The sequence below is a fragment of the Mycobacterium sp. IDUB_9 genome (genome assembly GCF_055419505.1).
The window spans coordinates 30136-53273 of sequence record NZ_JBVAXU010000007.1; the positions used below are offsets into that span (position 1 = coordinate 30136).

Consider the following 23138-nt stretch of genomic DNA (forward strand, 5'->3'; position numbering starts at 1 on the left):
ATCGAAACGCAACCGGTTAATGATTCGTCGCGACAGATTCCTTGGGCCCATTGGCTTCTGACGACCACGGCGCGTCGCAGAAGGACTGGGTCCAGAACCACGAGAGGCGCAAGTTCACGCATGTTGAGTCGTTTTGCCCCCCTGGCTGCAGTCTGCATGTTGGCCCCTGTAGCGATTGCGCCCCTTGCATCAGCGGATCCCCCGCCCCCGCCGGACCCCGCGGTTGCCGCCGCGCCTGCCCCACCCCCACCGGACACCGGCGCGGTGCCGTCCTCACCTCCCGGCGTCCTGGACACCCCGGACGGCTGGCACGTGACCGTGGTCGGCTCCAACGAGACCCTGCTGCCGGTCGCACCGCTGACCACCGCGATCTCGTCACGCGAGTATCTCGTCGGTGGCACCTTCAACGGCAAGGTCTCCGGCGGTGGCAAGACGAAACTGACCGGCGGCACGCTTGAGGCCGGGGCTCAGATCGGTTGCGGCATCATCAGCGACGAGGCCGAGATCAACCCCGGTCTCAGCTTCACCCCGAGCCTCAAGATTCCGTTCACCGGGTCCGCGGGCGATGTCGGCGGCGGCACCGGTATCAGCTTGCAGGGCAAGGTGTATCTGAAGCCGGGAACGGTCACGATCGTCCCGATCGACAAGAAGTCGTTCAAGGGCACGGGTACCCGCGTGACCATCACGGGCGTTCGGATCAAGTTCGATCAGTGCGCGGGGCAGTCGTTCATTCGCACCTACGCGACCCTGACCAGCTCCACCGACAACACCGACGACGTCATCACGTACCTCGGCGTCACCAAGGCCGTCTGACCGCGGCCCGGCGACGACACCGACCATGTATCGCACTGATCACGACGTCGATCCCTCTGATTCGAAACCCATGAGAGGCACAAGTTCCCGCATGTTGAATCGTTTCGCCACCCTGGCTGCTGTCTGCCTGTTGGCCCCGGTAGCGTGGGCGCCGCTGGCGTCCGCCGACCCGCCACCGCCGCCGCCGGACCCCGCGGCACCGGTGGATGCCGGCCCACCGCCGGACAACGGACTCGTCGCCTCCGCCGAGCCGGGCGTCGTCACCACCCCGGACGGCTGGAAACTCACGGTCTCGGCGAAAGACGAGAGCCAGCTGCCCGTGGCGCCGCTGACCACCGCCGCATCGTCTCGCGAATACCTCGTCGCGGCCACGTTCACCGGCACCGTCACCGGCGGCGGGTCGACGTCGCTGAACGGCGGCACACTCGACACCGGCTACCAGATCGGCTGCGGGATCGAACTCGGTCAGGTCCGCCTCATCGGTTCGATCGGCCTGAGTACATCGGGCTCGACGCTGGCCGGCATCATTCCGACCGGTGTCAGCATGCCGATGTCGGGCACCATCGAGATCCACGCCAAGCCCGGCACCGTCACCAACGTCTCGGTGAACAAGAAGTCGTTCAAGGCGGCACCGGTGCGCGTCACGGTGAAGGACGTCCACATCAAGATCGACGGCTGCGTGGGCCAGTCCTTCCTGCGCTCGTACGCGACGCTGACCAGCTCCACCACCGACACCGACGATGTGGTGGCTTACTACGGCGTCACCAAGGCAGTCTGACGGACTGGACGTGAGAGCGAAACACGAAGGCATGAGCGAGAACCCGGACAGCACATTCGCGGTCAAGAACGCGATGGCCACCCTCGCCGCAGCCGGATTGTTCGTGGTCGGCGCGGCGGTTGCGTGCTCGGCAACCGCCGCCGCCGACCCGGCACCGCCGGAGGTTCCAGGTGCGCCCGCGGTGGCCGCCCCGGCTCCTGAACCGGCACCGCCCGGACCGACGGTACCCATCATGGGGGCACCGCTCGGGCCGAACGGCCTGTCGGTTCTGGGCCAGACCGGCAACGACACGGCACCCGGCAGACTCGGCGTCCCGAACGGGGTTGACATGAGCCCCGGCGCGCTGCTGGGCCAGTATGAAGCTCCGTCGGCGCCGGGAGGGCCGCCACCAACCCAGGCGCCCAACCTCCGGGCGTTCAACAACGGAAACTTCTTCCCGCAGAACGAGGAGCCGGCGGCGCCCGGACAGGGCACCATGGTGGGCGTCGCACCGGGTCAGGAGAATGCGGACATCTCCGGGCTCGACTGGATGCGACAGATGCACACGATGTACCGCAACGGGAACCTCCGTGGCGCAGCGCTTGGCCAGATGCCCAAAGAGCAACTGGGTGAACCACTTCCGGGCACCGCCCCGCCGCCCGGGACCAACATGCCGCAGGGTCTCGGCGAGAACCTCCCCGACCCGGCAGCTCCCCCGCCGGCACCGGGAACACCGCTCCCCCCGGCGGATCCGGTTCCGCCAGCGCCTGCTCCGTAAGACATTCGGGCAGCGTCCGGCTATGCCGGACGCTGCCCGTCTGCTTTCTGACCCACCCGTCACCCGGTCAGCCGAACTCGAGCCCGGTGCCGCCAGTTGGACGAATTTTCGTAACTTTCCGTTAACTTTGCATACATCGGGAATACACTGACTGGCAACGGTCGGGGCTACCGGTGAGAGCGACAGCATGAGATCCGACCGCCGGGAGGATCGAGATGCTGACTCATGCTCGATGTTCGAAAGCCGCCGGTATGGCCGTGCTCATCCCCGTCATTGGGATGGGGGGCATCCCGTTGGCCGCGGCCGACCCGACTCCCGGCAGTCAGCGGGCCGACGAGACCATCTCGGCCCTGAGTGCCGAGGGCTACACCGTCGCGATCAACTGGGTGGGCGGCACCAGCACATTGCCGCTGGACAGATGCCGGGTCAATGCGATCCACAATCCGAACCGGGGAATACCGGCCTTGCCCAAGTCAGCGGTAACGGTCTACGTGGATGTGCAATGCCCAGACGAGAGCTCGAATTCGTGACTCTGCCGCCAGTCACGGTGGCCGGAACCGGATCCGGCTGAACCTCGACTCGGGCCATCCGGTCGGCTTACTTCAGAATGCCCCGGCATTGGGCGCCGAGGTGGTGGCGTAGGGATTCGACATGGTCGTGGTCGCCGGTGTGGTGGTCTCCACCGGAGCTTCCTGCGGTGGCGTTGGCGCGCTTGATGTTCCGATGTCTTCGCTGGTGCTCACCGGCGTCCGTGGCGAAGTGCTCGTGCTGGTTGTGAACGACCGCGACGATGGCTTGAGGGGTGTCACCGGGGTGAGTCGATCAGGTTGAGGAGGCAGTACCGAGTGGTGCGACGTCATCAGGATCGCGAAAACCAACGCGCCGACGGCCACCACGCCGCCGATGCCCGCAACGACCATCGCCGCGGGGGTCTCGTGCCACGGCGTACTCGGCGGGTCCTCGATTGAACCGACCCGGTGGTCTCGATCAACGTCCGGCATGCGACCCCGAGGTCCGGGCGGCACCGTTGAACGGAAAACCAGACAGCGACAACGCGATCAGCCACACCACGCCCGCCAACACAGCCAGGTCCGCCACGTTGAACACCGGCATCGGGCCGACTGCCAAGAAGTCGATCACCTGACCGCGCAATGGTCCTGGGGCTCGGAAGAAGCGGTCGATGAGGTTGCCCGCGGCACCGCCGAGGATCGTTCCGAGGCCCAGCGCCCACCACGGTGAGCGGACATTCACGCCGATCCAGGCAATGACCGCGGCAACCGCAAGGACCACGATGGTCAGCATCACGGTGCGGTCGGCAGCCATCGACAACGCGGCACCAGAATTGCGGGTGAGCTCGACCGTCAACCAGTCGCCGAGCAACGGCACCGCGCGACCGGGTTCGAGCAGGCCCACGGCCAGCGTCTTGGTCCCCACGTCGACCGCAAAGATCGATCCGGCCGCCAGCAACAGCAATCGGCGCCGCGTCGGCTGCGTCGACCGGGCGCCAGAAATACCGGCAATGTCAGCCGTCATCGAATCATTGTCCGCTCGCACCGACCGGACCGCCGGACCACACGGCTGACATTTCGATGAACATCGGTGGTCACCACCCCCGGCAGGGGCGCGCTAGGGTGACCTGGTGTCGGATTCCGTGTTGGTCAGCGTCGACGATCACATCGCAGTCATCACCGTCAACGATCCCGATCGCCGCAACGCGGTGACATTCGAGATGTCGGCGGCCCTGCGCGCCGCGGTCGAGGCCGCCGAGGCCAACCCCGACGTGCACGCGGTCATCGTCACGGGCGCCGGCAAGGCGTTCTGCGCCGGCGCCGATCTGACCGCTCTCGGCGAAGCCACCGAGGACGGGCTGCGCAAGATCTACGACGGGTTTCTGGCGGTCGCGCACTGCACCCTGCCGACGATCGCCGCGGTCAACGGCGCAGCGGTGGGCGCGGGCCTGAACCTCGCGCTGGCTGCCGATGTGCGTATCGCCGGCCCGGCGGCATTGTTCGATCCACGATTCCAGAAGCTGGGCATCCATCCCGGCGGCGGCGCCACCTGGATGCTGCAGCGCGGCGTCGGCCCGCAGGTAGCCCGGGCAGCGCTGTTGTTCGGGATGCGCTTCGACGCCGAATCCGCGGTGCGCCACGGGCTGGCGCTGTCGATCGCCGAGGATCCGGTGGGCGCTGCACGCATACTCGCCGCAGGCCCTGCCGGCGCTCCACGCGACGTGGTGATCGCCACGAAAGCTTCGATGCGGGCAACCACCAATCCCGGGACAGTCGACATCGACCAACATGGGGCCGCCGTCGACATCGAACTCGGTCCGCAGGCCCGCTCCATCGAGTCCCCGGAATTCGCAGCGCGTTTGGCTGCCGCCAAGCGCAAGTAGCCTCCGCCTCAGAGGTCGATCACGGCCAGCTCGGGCGCTTCGAGCAGCGCGCGCAGGTCGCCCAGGAACGCGGCGGCCTGAGCACCGTCGACGACGCGGTGGTCGAAGACACAGGTCAACGACATGGTCGGGCGGGCCACCACCGCGCCGTCCACCACGACCGGGCGCGGTTTGATCGAGCCCATGCCCAGAATCGCCGCCTCCGGATAGTTGATCACCGGCACACCGTCGTCCAGCCCGAGAGCGCCGAAGTTCGACACGGTGAATGTCGATCCACTCAGCTCGGCCGGGCTGAGCGTTCCCGCTCTGGCCTGCTCCACCAGGCCGGCCACCGTGCCGGCCAACTGCCGGGTCGTCATCGCTTGCGCGTCGCGGACCACGGGGACCAGCAGGCCGCGCGGTGCAGCCACCCCGAAGCCCAGATGCACGGCCGGATGCCGGTGAATCTGAGCGCCTTCCGTGGTCTCCAGCCACGTGGAGTTCAGTAGCTGATGCCGTCTCAGCGCCAGCACCAGCAGCCGCAATGTCAGGACGAACGGCGTGACGGGCAACTCCGCATCGACGATCCGGATTCGGTCGCGCAGCTCCAACAATGCAGTGCAGTCGACGTCTACACGGGCGTGGGCATCGGGAATTTCCTTGTGTGACAGAGACATCCGCCGCGCCATGGCGGCCTGCACCCCACCGACGTCCAGAATCTCCGAACTGCCCGCGGCGGCCAAGACGTCGTCGCGGGTGACGATGCCCTCGGGCCCGGACCCGGGGGTGAGCGCGTCGAGGTCCACGTGCAGGTCGGCCGCCAGCTTGCGCACCGGTGGTTTGGCACGGGCCCGGGAGCTACCCGGCGCCGGCGTGCGTCTGCTGGCATCCATGCTGTCGTCGGCGCCGTACCCGACCAGTACCGATTTGCGTGGTGTCGCACCATTTTTCGCGGTATCGGTGGGTACGGCGGCCGACTCACCGGCCTCGATCCGGACCAGCAGCGAGCCGACGGTCAAGGTATCCCCCGCTGCACCGCCGAGTTCGAGCACCTGCCCGGCGAACGGGCTGGGGATCTCCACCTCGGCCTTGTTGGTCTCGACGGTGCACAACGTCTGATTGAGCTCGACCGTATCGCCCACCGCGACACTCCAACTGGTGATGGTGGCGTCCTGCAGCCCCTCGCCGAGATCAGGGACCAGGAACTCCCGGTTCACGGCTGTTCCAGCGCACGCTCGACGCAGTCAAGCAACCGGTCGACGCCGGGCAGCCACGCCTTCTCCAGCCGGGCCGGCGGGTACGGCGTGTCAAACCCGGTGGCGCGCAACACGGGTGCCTCAAGGTCGTAGAAACACTCCTCGGAGATCCGGGCGGCGAGCTCGGACCCGAAGCCCAAGGTCCGAGGCCCCTCGTGCATCACCACGGCGCGCCCGGTGCACTGCACCGAGGCCGCGACGGTATCGAAGTCGAGCGGGTTGAGCGAGCGCAGATCCACCACCTCGAGGCTCCAGCCCCGATCGGCTGCCAGGTCCGCGGCGTTGAGCGCGGTGCCCACCAGCCCGCCATATGTGATCACCGTGACATCGGTTCCGTTGCGCCGCACCGCGGCCCGGCCGATCGGCGGCGCCGGCGCGCTGGTGTCGACGAGTTCGCGGGACCAGTAGCGCCGCTTGGGCTCCAGGAAGATCACCGGATCCGGGCTGCTGATCGCGTACCGCAGCAGCCAGTAGGCATCCGACGGGGTGGACGGCACGACCACCTTCAGGCCGGCGGTGTGCAGCCAGTACGACTCGGTGGACTCTGAGTGATGCTCAACTGCACCGATGCCGCCGAACGACGGAATTCGCACCGTCACCGGCATGTTCACATCGCCGTGGGTACGCATGTGGTACTTCGCCAGGTGGCTGGCGATCTGGTCGAAGGCCGGGTAGCTGAATCCGTCGAACTGCATCTCCGGCACCGGGATGAAACCGCGGATGGCCAGGCCGATGGAGGCACCGATGATCGCCGATTCGGCCAGTGGAGTGTCGAAGCACCGGTCGGGACCGAATGTTTCGGCCAGTCCCTCGGTGACCCGGAAGACTCCGCCGAGGGTGGCGACGTCCTCGCCGAACACCAGCACATGCTCATCGGCCGCCATGGCGTCGCGCAGCGCCCGGTTGATCGCGGCGGCCATCGTCAGTTCGGCGGCCACCGGCATGGACCCCGCCGACGGGGGCATCTTGAGCGGAGTCAGGGCAGGCTCCCACGGTTCCGGTGAATCACCCTGAGCGGCAGGACGATCGATGATCTGAGTCATGGGTCTCACGCCTCCTTCGCCAGTTCGGCCAACAACTGATCGCGTTGGCGTGCCAAATCCGGGGTGATCTCGGCATAAACGGAGTCGAACAGCTCGGCCGGATCGGCGTCGGCGGCACCGACGATGGTGTCGCGGAGCTCGGTGCACAGCCGGTGTGACCGCGCCGCCACACGTTGGTCCAGGCGGTCGTCGAGCACGCCGACAGTCTGCAGGTAGGTGCGGTAACGCGCGATCGGATCGCGGGCCAGCCAGTCGTCGAGCTCGCTCGCCGACCGATAGCGGGTGGGATCGTCGGACGTGGTGTGCGGACCCATCCGGTAGGTGACCGCCTCGATGAGCGTGGGACCGCCGCCGCGGCGCGCCCGTTCGGCCGCCTCGGCCATCACGGCAAAGCAGGCCAGCACATCGTTGCCGTCGACGCGGATCCCCGGCATGCCGTACCCGATCGCCCGATGTGCGATCGACGGGCCGGCCTGTTGCCGGCTCACCGGCACGGAGATCGCCCACTGATTGTTCTGCACGAAGAACACGCATGGCGTGTGGAACACCGATGCCAGATTGAGCGCTTCGTGCGCGTCGCCCTCGCTGGTTGCGCCGTCACCGAGAAAGGCGACGGTCACCGAATCCTCACCGAGGCGTTGGGCGGCCATCGCCGCGCCGACCGCATGCAGCCCGTGGGTGCCGATCGGAATCGCGATCGGGGCGACGCAACGGCTGACGAACTCCACGCCCCCGTGCCATTTGCCCCGCCACACCGCACCCATCTGACCCGGGGTGATCCCGCGCAGCAGGAAAGCGCCGATCTCCCGGTACTGCGGGAACAGCCAGTCGGTCTTGCGCAGACAGGCCGTCGCCCCGATCTGCGCGGCCTCCTGGCCGCGACACGACGCGTACAACGCCAGCTCACCCTGGCGTTGCAGGTTGATGAACTCCGTGTCCAGATCACGGGTGACCACCATGGACTCGTACAGCCAAGCCAGAGTCTCCTGAGGCAGATCGCGGCTGTAGCGAGTCTCTGTGGTGGGTGACCCGTCGGCGTCCACCAAGCACACCGGCTCGAGATCGACACTGAGATGTGCCGGGGCCGGCCCTGCAAATGACTCAGCCATACCGCCTCCTTCTCTGGTGACGGCATGTTGCGCCGCCATTCCACGAGGTGCTCAGGGCAGCGGCGGTACGTGCAAAACCCCTGGTGAGAGGCCTCCGGCTAGGTGCCTGGGTATGGCGCTAGCCGGACGATCCGCTCGGCCCGTCGCAGCACTGGGGCATATCGCCATTATGCGCCCGAACCGGCGGCAGCTACCGCCATCACAGATAACGGAATGGAGGCGTGTCGGATGCGGCCGGCCCGCGGACCAGGTCAGCCCCGTGGAGCCAGGGCGACGATCCGTTCGGCACGGCGCAGCACCGGAGCGTCGACCATCAGGCCGTCGTGCTGGAATACGCCACGTTCACCTGCCACCCGATCGAGCACCGCGCGCGCCCAGGCGATCTGCTCATCGGTCGGCGCATAGGCCGACCGGATGACCGCGACCTGCGTCGGGTGGATCGCCACTTTGGCGTCGAAACCGACGGCGACAGCGTCGTCGGACTCCGCCCGCAACCCGTCGAGATCCTTGATGTCGAGATACACCGAATCCAACGCGAGCTTCCCGTAGGCCTTGGCCGCCAGCAGGGTCTGTGACCGCACATGCTGAGCGACGTCGCGATAGGTGCCGTCGGGCCAGCGGTTGGCGGTGCCACCGGTGACGGCGAACAGATCCTCGGCTCCCCACATCACCGCGAAGGCGTTAGCCGGCTGCGCCAGCTCCACCACGTTCAGTGCGGCCAGCGGCGTTTCGATCAGCACCACGACAGCCAGGGGCGCCAGCGCGCGTACCTGGTCGGCATGTTCGGTCTTCGCCAGCATCACGGTGGTGTAGTCGGTGGCCGCGACCGCCTTCAGGTCCAGCTCATGATCTGCGCTGTCGGTCGGGTTGACCCGCACCACGGTGCGGGCCGGATCGAGCGGGGTGTCGATCAGGGCCTGCCGTGCCGCGGGACGGTCCTTGGCCGCGCACCCGTCCTCGAGGTCGAGGATCACCACATCGGCTGCCGCCGCGGCCTTTTCGAACCGCTCGGGGCGGTCGGCCGGGCAGAACAGCCAGCCCGGGCCGGTTGTCTGTAAAGCCATCAGGCTTCCCCCTCCGGGCGCATCCGCACCATCGTCTTGCGCGAGGCCGTCGCCACGATGTCGCCGTGCTGATTGCGGCCGGTGTGGGCGAACGTCACGATGCCCTCACCCGGCCGGCTCTTCGACACCCGCTTCTCGGTGATCTCGGTTTCGGCGTACAGCGTGTCACCGTGGAAAAGCGGTTTGGGGAAGGCGATGTCGGAGAATCCGAGGTTACCGACGATGGTGCCCTGGGTCAGCTGCGCCACCGACAGACCGACGAGCGTCGACAGGGTGAACATCGAGTTGACCAGGCGGGCGTTGAACGGCGGCAAAGCATCGGCGAACGCCGCATCCAGGTGCAGCGCCTGGGTGTTCATGGTCAGCGTGGTGAACAGCACGTTGTCGGCCTCGGTGATGGTGCGGCCGGGGCGGTGCAGGTAGCGCACCCCGATCTCGAACTCCTCGAACCAGAGCCCCCGTTGCACAACAACTTTCTCCGACTGTTCTGATCCTCTCACAGGCCCGCCTCCCGCGCGATCAGCATCAGCTGCACTTCCGTTGTCCCCTCGCCGATTTCGAGAATCTTGCTGTCGCGGTAGTGACGGGCCACCGGGTATTCGTTCATGAATCCGTAGCCGCCGAAGATCTGGGTGGCATCGCGGGCGTTGTCCATCGCGGCCTCGCTGGAGACCAGCTTGGCCACCGAGGCGGCTTTCTTGAAGGGCTTGCCGGACAGCATCAGCGCGGCCGCGTCGTAGTAGGCGGCGCGGGCCGTGTGGGCGCGGGCCTCCATGCGGGCGATCTTGAAGGCGATGGCCTGATAGGTGCCGATGGCCGCACCGAAGGCCTGACGCTCCTTGGCGTACTTGACACATTCGTCCACGCAGCCCTGCGCGACACCGACCGACAGCGCCGCGATGGCGATGCGGCCCTCGTCGAGGATGCGCAGGAAGTTGGCGTAGCCGCGTCCCCGCTCACCGAGCAGGTTCTCGGCGGGTACGCGCACATCGTCGAAGCTCAGTGGGTGGGTGTCCGACGCATTCCAGCCGACCTTGTTGTAGGCGGGTTCGGCGGTGAATCCCTCGGTGGGAACCGGCACCAGGATCGACGAGATCTCCTTCTTGCCGCCCGCCTCCCCGGTGACCGCGGTGACGGTGACGAGCTTGGTGATGTCGGTACCGGAGTTGGTGATGAACTGCTTGGAGCCGTTGATTATCCAAGTTGATCCATCCGTTCGGGCGGTGGTCTTGGTGGCGCCGGCGTCGCTGCCACCGCCCGCCTCGGTCAGCCCGAAGGCACCGAGGGCCTTGCCGCTGGCCAGCAGCGGCAGCCACTCCTGCTTCTGGGCGTCGTTTCCGAAGCGGTAGATCGGCATGGCGCCCAGCGAAACCCCGGCCTCCAGGGTGATGGCCACGCTCTGGTCGACCTTGCCGAGTTCCTCCAGGGCCAGGCACAGCGCGAAGTAGTCGCCGCCCATGCCGCCGTATTCCTCGGGAAACGGCAGGCCGAACAATCCCATGTCGGCCATGCCGGAGACGACCTCGTACGGGAACGAGTGTTCTTCGTCGTGTTTGGCGGCCACCGGAGCGACGACGCTCTGGGCGAAGTCGCGGACGGTCTTGGCCAGTTCCGCGTAGTGATCCGGCAGAGTGCCGGTGGACAGAAAGTCCGTCATTGCTCGTTCTCCTGTGTTGCAGCGGTAATCCGGGCCAACGGCTGGCCCACCTTGACCTGGTCGCCGACGGCGACAAGTAGTTCGGCCACACCGGCGGTGGGTGCCGTCAGGGCATGCTCCATCTTCATCGCCTCCACGGTGACCACCATGGTTCCGGCAGCCACCTCGGCGCCGCTCGCAACACCCACGGCGACAATCGATCCCGGCATGGGGCTGACCAGTTCGGCGTCGCCGCTGTGCTCGTCGTCGGGCCGCACCGGAGCCTCTCGTACCTCCTCGACGACGTAACTGCGCCCGGCACCGGAGAGCCAGAGTTGGCCGGTCCCACCGCTCAGCTGGGTGGCGACCAGGTACTCGGCACGCATTCCGTCGAGCGTGAGGATGAACCGATCCGCGACGAAAGACGCGCTGACGGTGTGGGTTTCACCGTTCTCCACCGCCGCGGTGGCCTGGTCGGGAGTGCCGGTGAGGTAGACGTGATCGGTGCGGTCGCCGGCCCGGAGCCGGAAGGCCGCCGGGGCACGCTCCCCCACCCGCCATCCCGTCGGACGGGCCCAGAGGTCGTCGCCAGCCTCCGTCCAGTTGCTGATCCACTGGTAGGCCGCCGCCGCGATCAACTCCGCATCGTCGATTGCCTGGGGTGTGAAATCCGGGGCCCGACGGTCCAACAGGCCGGTATCGAGCCGTCCCGCGGCCACATCGGGATCGGCCAGCAGGAAGCGCAGGAACTCGGTATTGGTGGTCAGGCCCAGTACCGCGGTATCGGCCAGCGCCCGGTCCAGCTTGTGCAGCGCCGCCGCGCGGTCGGCGCCGTGGGCGATGACCTTCGACAACATCGGGTCGTAGTCGCTGCCGATGACCGTGCCCGTAGTCAGACCGGAATCCACCCGAACACCTGGTCCATTGGGCTCACGCAGTCCGAGCACGGGCCCGCCCGTAGGCAGGAAGCCGTTGGAGGGATCTTCGGCATAGACCCGAGCCTCCACCGCATGCCCGGTCATGACGATGTCGTCCTGGCCGATCGCGAGCTTCTCCCCGGCCGCGATGCGGACCTGTTGTTCCACCAGGTCGACACCGGTCACCATCTCGGTGACCGGGTGTTCCACCTGAAGCCGGGTGTTCATCTCCATGAAGAAGAACTCGTCGGGCGCATCGGCGGACACGATGAACTCCACCGTGCCGGCACCCGTGTAATCGACACTACGCGCGGTATCGCACGCGGCCGCTCCGATGCGGGCCCGGGTGGCCGGGTCCAACAGCGGCGAGGGCGCCTCCTCGATGACCTTCTGGTGCCGGCGCTGCAGGCTGCATTCCCGCTCGCCCAGGTGGATCACATTGCCATGTCCGTCGGCGAGCACCTGCACCTCGATATGGCGGGGCCGCAACACAAATCGTTCCAGGAACAGGGTGTCGTCGCCGAAGGCGGAGGCGGCCTCGCGGCGCGCACTCATCAGTGCGGCAGGCAGATCAGTGGCCTGCTCGACCACCCGCATGCCCTTCCCCCCGCCGCCCGCAGACGGCTTGACCAGTACCGGGAAACCCACCTCGGGCGCCCCCGCGATCAGGTCCTCGTCGGTCAGACCCGGACGCGAGATGCCGGGTACGACAGGGACACCGAACGCCGACACCGCGGCCTTGGCCGCGATCTTGTCGCCCATCGTGGCGATTGCCGTAGCCGGCGGGCCGATGAACACGATGTCTGCGGCCTGTAGCGCGGCGGCGAATTCTGCGTTCTCGGAAAGGAATCCGTACCCCGGGTGCACGGCCTGCGCTCCGGTGCGCTGTGCGGCTGCGACCACTGCGCCGATATCGAGGTAGCTCTGCCGGGCCGCGGCGGGTCCGATACGGACCGCCACGTCCGCCTCTGCGACATGACGCGCGCCGGCGTCGGCATCGCTGAAGATCGCGACCGACCGGATGCCCATGGCGCGCAGGGTGCGGATGACCCGTACCGCGATCTCGCCACGGTTGGCGACGAGGACTGTATCGAACATCCCGTCGCTCCGCTCGCCCTGACTGTCGAACATCGTTGAGCTCATCATCACATCCGGAATACGCCGTAGGAGACCGGCTCCAGCGGAGCCTGGCCGACAACCGAAAGAGCAAGTCCGAGCACGGTTCTGGTATCCGCCGGATCGATCACGCCGTCATCCCAGAGCCGGGCGGTCGAATAGTACGGGTTGCCCTGGTGCTCGTACTGGGCGCGGATCGGCGCCTTGAACTGTTCTTCCTCCTCGGCGCTCATCTCGCCGCGCACGGTGGCCAGCACCGAGGCGGCCTGCTCGCCGCCCATCACCGAGATGCGGGCGTTGGGCCACATCCACAGGAACCGCGGCGAATACGCGCGACCGCACATCGAGTAGTTGCCCGCGCCATAGGAGCCGCCGATCACCACGGTCAGCTTCGGCACCCGGGCGCAGGCCACCGCAGTGACCATTTTGGCGCCGTGCTTGGCGATGCCCGAGGCCTCGTAGTCGCGGCCGACCATGAAACCGGCGATGTTCTGCAGGAACAACAGCGGCGTCTTGCGTTTGTCGCACAGCTCGATGAAATGTGCTCCCTTGAGCGCGGATTCGCCGAACAGCACACCGTTGTTCGCGACGATGCCGACGGGGTGGCCGTGGATGCGGGCGAACCCGGTGACCAGCGTGGTGCCGTACTCGGCCTTGAATTCGCTGAATTCGCCGCCGTCGACGATACGGGTGATCACCTCGTGCACGTCATAGGGGACGCGGGCGTCGACCGGAACCACGTCGTAGAGCTCGCTCTGGTCGGCGACGGCGTCCACGGTGGGCGTCACAGCCCACGGCGGGGCTTCGGCCGGCCCCAGGGTGGCGACGATGTTGCGCACGATCCGCAGCGCGTCACGGTCGTCGTGGGCCAGGTGGTCGGTGACGCCGGAGGTCTTGGAATGCAGATCCCCGCCGCCGAGGTCCTCGGCGGTCACGACCTCACCGGTGGCAGCCTTCACCAGCGGCGGGCCACCCAGGAAGATCGTGCCCTGGTTGCGCACGATGACCGCCTCGTCGCTCATCGCCGGAACGTAGGCCCCGCCGGCGGTACACGAGCCGAGCACCGCGGCGATCTGGGCAATCCCCTGCGCACTCATCGTGGCCTGGTTGTAGAAGATCCGGCCGAAGTGCTCACGGTCGGGAAACACCTCGTCCTGACGCGGCAGGAAGGCCCCGCCGGAGTCCACGAGGTAGATGCACGGCAGCTTGTTCTGCAACGCGATCTCCTGTGCGCGCAGATGCTTCTTGACGGTGACCGGGTAATAGGTGCCGCCCTTGACGGTCGCGTCGTTGGCGATGATCAGACATTCGCGGCCCGAGACCCGACCTACGCCCGCGATCATCCCGGCGCCGGGACATTCGTCGTCGTACATCCCGTCGGCGGCCAGTGCGGCGATCTCCAGGAACGGACTGCCCGGGTCCAGCAGGCCGTCGACCCGGTCGCGAGGCAGCAATTTACCCCGGTCGACGTGGCGTTGACGGGCCCGCTCGGGGCCGCCGAGGGCAGCGGTGGCGAGCTTGGCGCGCAACTGCCCAACCAGCGCCAGATGGTCGTCGCGGTGCGATGACAAGGCAGCCCTCATTTCGGTTAATGACAACTAACTCATGGTAGGTTAGTTTCCATTAACTGAGTTGTCTACCCCCGGAGACGCCATGTCCGACAGCGCCGTCACCCGTCGCAGTCAGGCCAAGTCCGACCGCCGCAGCCAGCTGATCGCTGCCGCCGAACGGCTTGTGGCCGAACGCGGTTACCTCGCCGTGCGCCTGGAGGACATCTGCTCGGCTGTCGGGATCTCCGGACCGGCCATCTATCGGCACTTCCCCAACAAGGAGGCGCTACTGGTCGAACTGCTCGTCGGGATCAGTACCCGCCTGCTCGCCGGCGCACAGGAGGTCGCCGCCCGGGACGCCCCGCCCGCAGACACCCTGAACGGCCTGGTGGACTTCCACCTCGACTTCGTCTTCGGCGAACCCGACCTGATCCGCATCCAGGACCGCGATCTGGCCCATCTGCCGGACGCCGCCAGGCGTCAGGTGCGGCGTTCTCAGCGGCAGTACGTGGAGATCTGGGTGGCGGTCCTGACCCAGCTCAACCCCGATCTGTCCGAAGACGACGCCCGCGTGATGGCACACGCCGCATTCGGCCTGCTGAACTCCACGCCTTACAGCGTGAGACCTGCTGTCCCCAAAACACATTCACGCGCTCTTCTGCGCCGGATGACGCTGGCGGCGCTCACCGCGGACTAGGCACCGAACGCCTTGGACAGCCAACGGGTCGCGGCATCGACCAACACCGCGCGGTTCTCCCGTTTGACGATCTCGTGGCCGTCATCGTCGAAGATCAGCAGTTCGACGGTGCGCCCGAGCGCCACCAGCGCTTCGTACATCTGACGCGATTCGTCGGGCGGCACGTTGGTGTCGTTTCCACCGTGCACCAGCAGCAACGGGGCGATCACCGCATCTGCCTTCGGCAACGGCGAAAGCTGTTCCAGCAGATCACGATCCGCCACCGGATGACCGTATTCGGGATAGGACGCCGCTGCGATCCACGGCTCAGTGGTGTGATAGAAGCTGTTCAGGTCGCTCATCCCGCAGATACTGATGCCGGCCACGAACAGCTTCGGATGGAAAGCCAGCGCCGCCTGGGTCAGGTAGCCACCGTACGACCAGCCCGTGCAAGCCAGCCGGTCGGCCGGCGCAATGCCCCGGTCGACCAGATACTTCGCACAATCGGCGACGTCGTCGATCGCGGCGAACCGCAACTCCTTGTTGTCGGCGTGCACGAACGCCCGGCCGAATCCACCCGAACCACGCACATTCGGCGTCAGCACCGCGAAACCCGCATCCAGCAGGGCCGGGAAGATCTCGTTGTATCCGGGCCGCGCCTGCCCCTCGGGCCCGCCGTGCAGGAACATCACCGCGCCCACCACTTCGACCGGCGGCCGGTACAGCCACCCGGTGAGCTCCAAACCGTCGCGCGCGGTGATCCGTTCCAGCGTCGGCATCGAGGTGAGCGGACCGCGGCTCGGCTCCCGGTCGATGCGCTCCCACTCCAGCGAGCGCGGATCCACGAGTTCGACGGTGCGCGGCAGTGACGGCCCCTGCACGGTCACCGCCACCATGGACCCGCCCGCGCTGATGCTCAGCTCGCCGGCGACCGGGCCGGGCAGCGGAATCGGCACGGACAGCGTCTCGTCGGCATACTCCAGGATCTGCAACTCGCTGCGGCCGTCGATGTTCCACAACAACGCGACAGCGGACAGATCGTCACTGACCACGAACTCGTCGAGCTCGTAACCGGCCCGCTCGGCGACCACGTGATAGGTCACGCCCTCGGCGGTGACCGTGACCTCCAGGAGCCGGGCGTGGGCCGCGCCGTTGTCACTGCGGATCAATGCCCGCACAAAGCCTTCGGTGCTGCCGGGCCCGTATGTACTGGCCGGGTGGTACAGCGTGGTCTCGCCTTCGAAGCCGCTACGGAGCCGGCGCGGGGTGTGATCGTCGAGGATCACCCCGAAATCGGTGACCGATCCGGGATCCGATGGCAGCAGCGCGATTTCGGTGAGCCCCCACAGCATGATGAGCTCCTGGTACCCCCGCGGGCCGACCCGCACGAGCGAGGCTCCCGCCCATGCGTCCACCAGCCGGCCGCCCGAGCGCCGGTCGAGCACAACTGTCTCCCCGGTGGCCGGATCGATCAGACAGGAGCTGCCGACGCCGTCCTCCCCGGTGAGGATCGCCGCGACCTGGGTGCCGTCCCAACTGATCAGTTCCGCGGTGCCCTCCGCGTCGCCCGGCCAATAGTCGATCCGACGCGCATCACGGTCGTCGGGATCGGTCGTCACCACCCAGATCTGGCTGCGGGTCCTGCCCTCGGGAGCCACCTCGCAGGCCAGCCAATGGCCGTCGGCGGAATGGATGACCTTCGTCACTGGGCCCACCACGGGCAGCTCGACGTCGCGCGAGGAACTGGCCCGCCATCCGCGCAGGAAGCGCTGCACCGCGCGCGGATAGCCGCCATCGTCGACCAAGTGGGCAAAGGCCGTCGCATCCGGTGACAACGACGCCCCGTAGTTCACCCGCACATGCCGGTCTGCGGCCACCTCGTGTCCTCCCGTCACTTCCGCAGTCCACTGAAGCATCTCTCACTCCCGCTCGAACGCTGGGACCTCGGCCGCAGCGGACTGAGCATCCGCACAGGTACCCTCGCAGCCATGAGGTGGGCATGACCGATTCACCACGCCGCGACGGGTCCGAACCGACCCAATCTTTCGGTAGCGGCTACCCCGTGGACTATCCGGATCCGGCGTACTCGAACCAGCCGCCGTATCAGGGCGTGTACCCGGCCGTGCCCGGTTCGACGTCACAGGCGTCCCCGAATCCCACCCAACAGCTGCCGCCCTACCCTCCCCACGGGTACGACGCAGGCGCACCCTGGCATCCGCCGGGCGCACCCATTCCGCCGGAACCCGATGGCAACGGGCCCCGGCTGTGGCTGTGGGTCCTGGCCGCGGTGGCGGTGCTGGTGGCCCTCGGCCTGGTCATCGCGTTGGTGATCGCCAACGGGTCGAGCCAGGAGACCGTGGTCGCGCCGCAACCGATCACGCCGCAGCCCAGCTTCAGCACGTCGCCGAAGCCCACCACCACGACCTCGCGCGCACCGAGGCCGATGCCGCCGCCCACCACCGCGCCGCCCGGTGAGACCACGCCTGGGCCCACCGAATCCGTCACCTACGAGGTCACCGGCGAGGGCCGGGCCATCAACATCACCTACCTGGACACCGGCAACATGCTCCAGACCGAGTTCAACGTCATGCTGCCGTGGAGCAAGCAGGTCGAACTGGCTCAGCCGGCAACGGAAACCGCCAGCGTGAGCGTCGTGAACTTCGGCCCCGAGGTGGCCTGCACCGTGACCGTCAACGGCGTACAGACCCAACATCGCACCGGCTCGGGGATCACCATCTGCGTCGGTACGGCCTGAGCTGACGACGCGCGACGCCGTCAGCTCGTTGTGACGGCGGTACCGGGATGCCGGGCGGGCACCCGCACGGCCAACATGCCGGCCAATCCCAGCGCCAGCACCAACACCAATCCGCCCATCCCGGCGCGGTCGGCGCCGAACACATTGATGAAAATGGAGAACAGCAACGGCGCCAGGGGGGACGCTGCGCGTCCGACGGTGGTGTAGAGCCCGAACGCCACGCCTTCCTTGCCGTCCGCGGTGATCCGCAGCATCAGGTTGCGGGACGAGGCCAGCGTCGGCCCGATGAACAGACACAGCAACAGGCCGCACACCCAGAAGGCCACCGGTCCTGACAGCACCAGCAAGGCCAGCCCCACCGCGATCAGGGAGACCAGCGATCCGACGATGACGGGTTTGGAACCGACCCGGTCATCGAGCATGCCCCCCACCACCGCACCGACCGCCGCGATCACACAGGCGCTCATACCGAACAACAGCACGTCTGCCTCGGAGATGCCGTAGACGCTGACCCCCAGCACCGCGCCGAAGGTGAACACCCCGGCCAGCCCATCGCGGAACACCGCGCTGGCCAGCAGGTAGTAGACCACGTTGTGGTCGCGTTGCCACTCGCTGCGGATCTCGGACCACAACTTGCGGTAGGCGCCGAAGAAGCCGACCCGCTCAACAGGGGGCGCATCGGTCACCGGCGGCACCATCACGAACATCGGCAGCGCGAACAATGCGAACCAGACCGCGGTGAGCAGCATCACCGCTCGCACGTTCTGCCCGTCTTCGGTCTGGATGCCCAGCACCCCCCCGTCACCGGCCATGAATCCGACGTAGGCCAGCAGCAACAGCACAACGCTGCCCCCGTAGCCCATCGCCAGGCCGAGCCCGGAGATCCGCCCTGACGTCTCAGGGGTGGACAGCTGTCGCAGCATGGCGTTGTAGGGCACGGTGGCCAGCTCGTTGCAGGCCGCCGTGCAGGCCAACAGGATCAACCCCGGCAGCAGGTAACGGTGGTCGTCGCGGATCAGGCTCATCGCCGCGGTGAACGCCACGGCGGCACCCGTCATCACCGCCAGTACCCGACGCCGCCGCTGCGGCGCGTCGACCCAGATCCCGACGGCGGGCGCCAGCAGAGCCACCGCGAGACCGACGGCGAACATGGCCCAGCCCAGCCAACTGGCCGGCGAGGTGTCGCCGGGCAGGTCCGATCCGACACCTTTCGTCAGATACACCGAGAACACAAACGTGATGACGATGGCGTTCAGCCCAGTCGCGCCGCAGTCCCACAGTGCCCACGCGAGCACACTCGCCCGCCGGGGGTTAGTCATGACCGACACCTTATGGGTTCGGGCGCCTTCTAGGATTGGCCGCATGCCAGTACCCGCACCCAGTCCGGATGCCCGTGCCGTCGTGACCGGCGCCTCACAGAACATCGGCGAAGCGTTGGCCACCGAACTCGCTGCCCGCGGCCACCACCTGATCATCACTGCGCGACGCGAGGACGTGCTGACGTCACTGGCCCAGCGCCTCACCGAGCGCTACGGCGTAACCGTCGAGGTGCGCGCCGTCGACCTCACCGATCCCACCGCCAGAGGCGTCCTGTGCGACGAACTGGCCCAGCGCGAGATCTCGATCCTGTGCGCCAACGCGGGCACCGCCACGTTCGGTCCGGTCATCGATCTCGATCCGGCCGGCGAGAAGGCACAGGTACAGCTCAACGTTCTCGGCGTGCACGATCTGGTGTTGGCCGTACTGCCGGGGATGGTCAAACGCGGATCCGGCGGGATCCTGACCTCCGGATCGGCGGCAGGCAACTCACCGATCCCCAACAACTCCACGTACGCGGCGTCCAAGGCGTTCGCCAACACGTTCAGCGAGTCGTTGCGCGGCGAGCTCAAAGGCGCAGGCGTGCACGTCACCGTGCTGGCGCCGGGACCGGTGCGCACCGACCTGCCCGACACGTCCGACCAATCCCTGGTGGAGCGGTTGATCCCCGACTTCCTGTGGATCTCAACCGAATACACCGCCAAGCTGTCGCTCGACGGCCTGGAGAAGAACAAGATGCGGGTGGTGCCCGGGGTGACCTCCAAGGCCATGTCGATGGCCAGCGGCTACGCGCCGCGGGCCATCGTCACCCCGATTGTGGGCGCCGTCTACAAGAAGCTCGGCGGCGGCTAATTTCTCGGCACCCATCTGCGGCCCTCTGCGGCCCTCTGCGGCGAAACGGCATTCCAGCAGCGAAACATCGAGTAACGCCCTGCCGGAATGCCGTTTCGGCGGATTCGTGGACTAGTCGCTCAGCGGCGCAAGCCTGATTCGCCGCTCAGCGGCGGCGGCCCGTCCCGAAAATACTGCGGGTTATCTCACGGCCGAGAACGGTGCCCGCCGAGCGCATCGCGCTCTTGAACGCCGAGCTCTTGAGCACCTGCTCAAGCATCCCCGGTTCTGCCGGTTGCGCCGGGGCGGGCATCGCCTCGATCTCACCCGAGGCCTCGACGCCGCCGAAACCACCTGGGTCCTCGGGCGACGGCGCCGGCGCCAGTTTCGCGGCAAGCCGCTCATAGGCCGAATCCCCGTCGATGGTCTGGCCATACGTCGCCTGCAGCGGGCTGGCCTTGGCGACCGCGGTGATCGCGTCGGTCCCGATGGTGTCCATCAACGACCGCGGCGCCCGCATCCTCGTCCAGGCCACCGGCGTCGGCGCGCCCTTCTCCGAGAGCACCGTGACCACAGCCTCGCCGATCCCCAACGACGTCAACGCCTTCTCCAGGTCGTAGACATCGGTCTTCGGGTAGGTGCGCACCGTCTTCGACAACGCCTTCTGGTCGTCCGGGGTGAACGCGCGCAACGCATGCTGCACCCGGGCACCCAGCTGCGACAGCACCGCGTTGGGCACATCGGTGGGCAGCTGCGTGCAGAAGAACACGCCGACGCCCTTCGAGCGGATCAGCTTGACGGTCTGCTCGACCTGTTCCAGGAACGCCTTGGACGCATCGGTGAAAAGCAGATGAGCCTCGTCGAAGATGAAGACCAACTTGGGCTTGTCGATGTCGCCGACCTCAGGCAGGGACGTGAACAGATCAGCCAGCACCCACATCAGGAACGTCGAGAACATCACCGGCCGCGCGGCCTGCGAACCCAACTCCAGCAGGCTGATGATGCCGCGACCCTCGGCGTCGGTGCGCAGCAGATCCTTGGGCTCCAGCTCCGGTTCGCCGAAGAACGAATCAGCGCCCTCGCCCTCAAGGTTGACCAAGGCGCGAAGGATGACGCCCGCTGTCGTGGTCGACACCGCGCCCAGCGCCTTGAGTTCGGGCTTGCCCTCATCGCCGGTGAGGAACTGGATCACCGAGCGCAGGTCCTTGATATCCAGCAGGGGCAGGCCCTTCTGGTCGGCCCAGTGGAAGATCAGGCCGAGCGTGGACTCCTGGGTTGCATTCAGACCCAACACCTTCGACAGCAAGATCGGGCCGAAGCTGGTGATCGTGGCCCGCACCGGAACACCGATGCCCTCGGTGCCCAGTGACAGGAACTCCACCGGGAACGCCGTCGGCGTCCAGGTGTCACCGGTGTCCTTGGCGCGCTGCTCGGTCTTGTCATTGGCCTCGCCGGGCTTCGACAACCCCGACAGGTCACCCTTCACATCGGCCATCACCACTGGAACGCCGGCAGCCGAGAGCTGCTCGGCGATCACTTGCAGCGTCTTGGTCTTGCCGGTACCGGTGGCGCCCGCGATCAACCCGTGCCGGTTGACCGTGGCCAACGGGATACGGACCTGCGCGGTCGGGTCGACAGCGCCGTCTACGACGACCGTTCCCAATTCCAGTGCCTGGCCTTCGACTGCGTAGCCGGCAGCGATCTGCTGCGCGGGGGTGGCTGTCGATTCGGTGGTCATTGCCGCGGTCCTCCCAGTTTGCGCGAACGAGCCAATCGGGGTCTGACACTACTTGTCAGGCGGCGCGAGCGGTGGGTGTCGCGGCTCGTCGACCGGTATGGGAATAATGTGGATCTTCGTGCGAGACGAACTGGTATGGATCGACTGCGAGATGACCGGCCTGGACCTCAAGTCCGATCGGCTGATCGAGATCGCGGTTCTGGTCACCGACGCTGACCTGAACATCCTCGGTGACGGCCTGGACGTGGTCATTCACACCGACGACGACGCGCTGTCCTCCATGGTCGACGTGGTCAAACAGATGCACAGCCGGTCCGGGTTGACAGAAGAAGTCCGGGCGTCGACCGTCGATGTGGCCACCGCCGAACAGATGGTGCTCGACTACATCCGCGAACACGTCAAGACCGCCAAGTCCGCTCCCCTGGCCGGCAACTCGATCGCGACCGACCGCGGCTTCATCGCCCGCGACATGCCCAAACTCGACGAATACCTGCACTACCGGATGATCGACGTCAGCTCGATCAAGGAGCTGTGCCGCCGCTGGTACCCGCGGATCTACTTCGGCCAGCCGGAGAAGGGTCTGGCACACCGCGCCCTGGCCGATATCCACGAGTCGATCCGCGAGCTCAAGTACTACCGCTCGACGGCGTTCGTCGCGCAGCCCGGCCCGTCTACCAGCGATATCGCTGCGATCGCCGCCGAGCTCGGCCCGCCGAGCAACGACCCGACCGAAACCGATTCGGCACTACAGCACCCGAGCAGTTAGTATCTACGAGCCGCATATGCCGAAAGGCAGCGCGGCGATGGTGGCTGTAGTTCAGTTGGTAGAGCACCAGGTTGTGATCCTGGCTGTCGCGGGTTCGAGTCCCGTCAGCCACCCCGATATCGGGAACGCCGTCTGCGCAAGCAGGCGGCGTTTCTGGTTTCGGCCCGTCATATGCGTACTCCCCCGCACCGGGCGTTGCCCACGGAGCTTCCGAGCCTTACCGTCGCAAACATGAAAGTGCTTGTGGCCAAGCGTCCCTCACGCCCCCTGGCCACGACCGACCGCTGGTCTGCCACCGAGGGCGAGATCGTCGTCGCGCCACTGGTCTGCGATGACGTGACGTGCGGATGCGACATCGTCCACCAGGGCATCACATCGCACGGCTACTCGACCCTGACTGTCGTCCGTGAGGTCACGGCCGCACCAGACGACCTGATCACGGCCTGCCGGACGCATCTGGCGGCCAGCGCATGGGCCGGGGTCGTCAATGAACCTGCTGAACTGGACCTCATCGCTGAGGACCTCGTCACCGACATGTGCGACGCGGCCACACACCATCCCGCCGGAACGTTGTTGCGCATGAGTTTCAACCGGCACCGCGGCGGCTGGGATTACCAGCCGCCGGGTTGACCTGCGACTACTTCA

At 67.1% G+C, this 23138-nt stretch carries 23 protein-coding genes and 1 tRNA gene; 11 read left to right on the forward strand and 13 right to left on the reverse strand.

The features are described 5' to 3' along the window. Positions 1 to 120: 120 nt before the first annotated feature. The 4 genes from ACZY08_RS24780 (at position 121) to ACZY08_RS24795 (ending at position 2878) form a co-directional block, all read left to right on the forward strand. Positions 121 to 813, forward strand: a complete 693-nt coding sequence (locus tag ACZY08_RS24780) for an MspA family porin (RefSeq protein ID WP_463747268.1) — start codon at positions 121 to 123, stop codon at positions 811 to 813. 91 nt (positions 814 to 904) lie between these two features. Then, positions 905 to 1591 (forward strand): MspA family porin, encoded by a 687-nt coding sequence (locus ACZY08_RS24785; protein ID WP_463747269.1) that lies wholly within the window; start codon positions 905 to 907, stop codon positions 1589 to 1591. Between the two features lie 10 nt (positions 1592 to 1601). Beyond that, complete coding sequence (locus tag ACZY08_RS24790) at positions 1602 to 2348, forward strand: hypothetical protein (RefSeq protein WP_463747270.1); 747 nt, start codon at positions 1602 to 1604, stop codon at positions 2346 to 2348. Between the two features lie 251 nt (positions 2349 to 2599). Then, the gene (locus ACZY08_RS24795; protein WP_463747271.1) at positions 2600 to 2878 is read left to right on the forward strand and encodes a hypothetical protein; all 279 of its coding nucleotides are present in this window, start codon (positions 2600 to 2602) and stop codon (positions 2876 to 2878) included. A gap of 72 nt (positions 2879 to 2950) precedes the next feature. Here the strand turns inward: ACZY08_RS24795 and ACZY08_RS24800 are convergent, their stop codons facing one another. After that, a complete protein-coding gene (locus ACZY08_RS24800; RefSeq protein ID WP_463747272.1) occupies positions 2951 to 3349 on the reverse strand; it encodes a hypothetical protein in 399 nt (132 codons plus the stop codon). Continuing rightward, positions 3336 to 3881: a signal peptidase II gene (locus ACZY08_RS24805; RefSeq protein ID WP_463747273.1), complete on the reverse strand. Its 546-nt coding sequence runs from the start codon at positions 3879 to 3881 to the stop codon at positions 3336 to 3338. Before ACZY08_RS24805 ends, ACZY08_RS24800 begins: the two co-directional genes overlap by 14 nt. Before the next feature lie 106 nt (positions 3882 to 3987). On the opposite strand from ACZY08_RS24805, the gene ACZY08_RS24810 reads away from it, so the two are divergent. Further along, positions 3988 to 4740, forward strand: a complete 753-nt coding sequence (locus tag ACZY08_RS24810; RefSeq protein ID WP_463747274.1) for an enoyl-CoA hydratase — start codon at positions 3988 to 3990, stop codon at positions 4738 to 4740. 8 nt (positions 4741 to 4748) lie between these two features. Here the strand turns inward: ACZY08_RS24810 and ACZY08_RS24815 are convergent, their stop codons facing one another. The 8 genes from ACZY08_RS24815 to ACZY08_RS24850 all read right to left on the reverse strand — a co-directional run bounded on the left by ACZY08_RS24815 (position 4749) and on the right by ACZY08_RS24850 (position 14443). After that, positions 4749 to 5936, reverse strand: coding sequence for a dihydrolipoamide acetyltransferase family protein (locus tag ACZY08_RS24815; protein WP_463747275.1), 1188 nt, complete (start codon positions 5934 to 5936; stop codon positions 4749 to 4751). Continuing rightward, complete coding sequence (locus tag ACZY08_RS24820) at positions 5933 to 6940, reverse strand: alpha-ketoacid dehydrogenase subunit beta (protein WP_463747497.1); 1008 nt, start codon at positions 6938 to 6940, stop codon at positions 5933 to 5935. Before ACZY08_RS24820 ends, ACZY08_RS24815 begins: the two co-directional genes overlap by 4 nt. Positions 6941 to 7023: 83 nt before the next feature. After that, on the reverse strand, positions 7024 to 8127 hold the full coding sequence (gene pdhA, locus ACZY08_RS24825) for a pyruvate dehydrogenase (acetyl-transferring) E1 component subunit alpha (protein ID WP_463747276.1): 1104 nt from the start codon (positions 8125 to 8127) through the stop codon (positions 7024 to 7026). A gap of 251 nt (positions 8128 to 8378) precedes the next feature. Beyond that, entirely contained in the window at positions 8379 to 9191 is an 813-nt protein-coding gene (locus ACZY08_RS24830) for an HpcH/HpaI aldolase/citrate lyase family protein (RefSeq protein WP_463747277.1), read from the reverse strand. Next, positions 9191 to 9691, reverse strand: coding sequence for a MaoC family dehydratase (locus tag ACZY08_RS24835; protein ID WP_463747278.1), 501 nt, complete (start codon positions 9689 to 9691; stop codon positions 9191 to 9193). The genes ACZY08_RS24830 and ACZY08_RS24835 overlap by 1 nt, the downstream gene beginning before the upstream one ends. Continuing rightward, positions 9688 to 10848, reverse strand: coding sequence for an acyl-CoA dehydrogenase family protein (locus ACZY08_RS24840; RefSeq protein ID WP_463747279.1), 1161 nt, complete (start codon positions 10846 to 10848; stop codon positions 9688 to 9690). Before ACZY08_RS24840 ends, ACZY08_RS24835 begins: the two co-directional genes overlap by 4 nt. Then, positions 10845 to 12842 carry an acetyl/propionyl/methylcrotonyl-CoA carboxylase subunit alpha gene (locus tag ACZY08_RS24845; RefSeq protein ID WP_463747280.1) on the reverse strand — a complete coding sequence of 666 codons (1998 nt, stop codon included), beginning with the start codon at positions 12840 to 12842 and terminating at the stop codon, positions 10845 to 10847. Before ACZY08_RS24845 ends, ACZY08_RS24840 begins: the two co-directional genes overlap by 4 nt. Positions 12843 to 12889: 47 nt before the next feature. After that, complete coding sequence (locus tag ACZY08_RS24850; protein ID WP_463747498.1) at positions 12890 to 14443, reverse strand: carboxyl transferase domain-containing protein; 1554 nt, start codon at positions 14441 to 14443, stop codon at positions 12890 to 12892. A 70-nt stretch (positions 14444 to 14513) separates the two neighbouring features. Between ACZY08_RS24850 and ACZY08_RS24855 the strand changes: the two genes are divergently transcribed. After that, positions 14514 to 15107 carry an SACE_7040 family transcriptional regulator gene (locus ACZY08_RS24855; RefSeq protein ID WP_463747281.1) on the forward strand — a complete coding sequence of 198 codons (594 nt, stop codon included), beginning with the start codon at positions 14514 to 14516 and terminating at the stop codon, positions 15105 to 15107. Here the strand turns inward: ACZY08_RS24855 and ACZY08_RS24860 are convergent. After that, positions 15104 to 16981, reverse strand: coding sequence for an alpha/beta hydrolase family protein (locus ACZY08_RS24860; protein ID WP_463747282.1), 1878 nt, complete (start codon positions 16979 to 16981; stop codon positions 15104 to 15106). The genes ACZY08_RS24855 and ACZY08_RS24860 overlap by 4 nt on opposite strands. Before the next feature lie 104 nt (positions 16982 to 17085). Here ACZY08_RS24860 and ACZY08_RS24865 point away from each other — a divergent pair, with 104 nt between their 5' ends. Further along, positions 17086 to 17841, forward strand: coding sequence for an MmpS family transport accessory protein (locus ACZY08_RS24865; protein WP_463747283.1), 756 nt, complete (start codon positions 17086 to 17088; stop codon positions 17839 to 17841). A 20-nt stretch (positions 17842 to 17861) separates the two neighbouring features. Here ACZY08_RS24865 and ACZY08_RS24870 read toward each other — a convergent pair whose 3' ends face one another. Continuing rightward, on the reverse strand, positions 17862 to 19160 hold the full coding sequence (locus ACZY08_RS24870) for an MFS transporter (RefSeq protein ID WP_463747284.1): 1299 nt from the start codon (positions 19158 to 19160) through the stop codon (positions 17862 to 17864). Between the two features lie 43 nt (positions 19161 to 19203). On the opposite strand from ACZY08_RS24870, the gene cmrA reads away from it, so the two are divergent. After that, entirely contained in the window at positions 19204 to 20010 is an 807-nt protein-coding gene (cmrA, locus tag ACZY08_RS24875) for a mycolate reductase (protein WP_454791102.1), read from the forward strand. Positions 20011 to 20155: 145 nt separating this feature from the next. Here the strand turns inward: cmrA and ACZY08_RS24880 are convergent, their stop codons facing one another. Continuing rightward, complete coding sequence (locus ACZY08_RS24880; protein WP_463747285.1) at positions 20156 to 21727, reverse strand: helicase HerA-like domain-containing protein; 1572 nt, start codon at positions 21725 to 21727, stop codon at positions 20156 to 20158. Positions 21728 to 21845: 118 nt separating this feature from the next. Here ACZY08_RS24880 and orn point away from each other — a divergent pair, with 118 nt between their 5' ends. The 3 genes from orn to ACZY08_RS24895 all read left to right on the forward strand — a co-directional run bounded on the left by orn (position 21846) and on the right by ACZY08_RS24895 (position 23123). Continuing rightward, complete coding sequence (orn, locus tag ACZY08_RS24885) at positions 21846 to 22493, forward strand: oligoribonuclease (RefSeq protein ID WP_463747286.1); 648 nt, start codon at positions 21846 to 21848, stop codon at positions 22491 to 22493. 40 nt (positions 22494 to 22533) lie between these two features. After that, positions 22534 to 22606 (forward strand) — tRNA-His (locus ACZY08_RS24890). Between the two features lie 118 nt (positions 22607 to 22724). Further along, positions 22725 to 23123, forward strand: a complete 399-nt coding sequence (locus tag ACZY08_RS24895) for a DUF7715 family protein (RefSeq protein ID WP_463747287.1) — start codon at positions 22725 to 22727, stop codon at positions 23121 to 23123. The last annotated feature ends 15 nt before the right edge of the window (positions 23124 to 23138 follow it).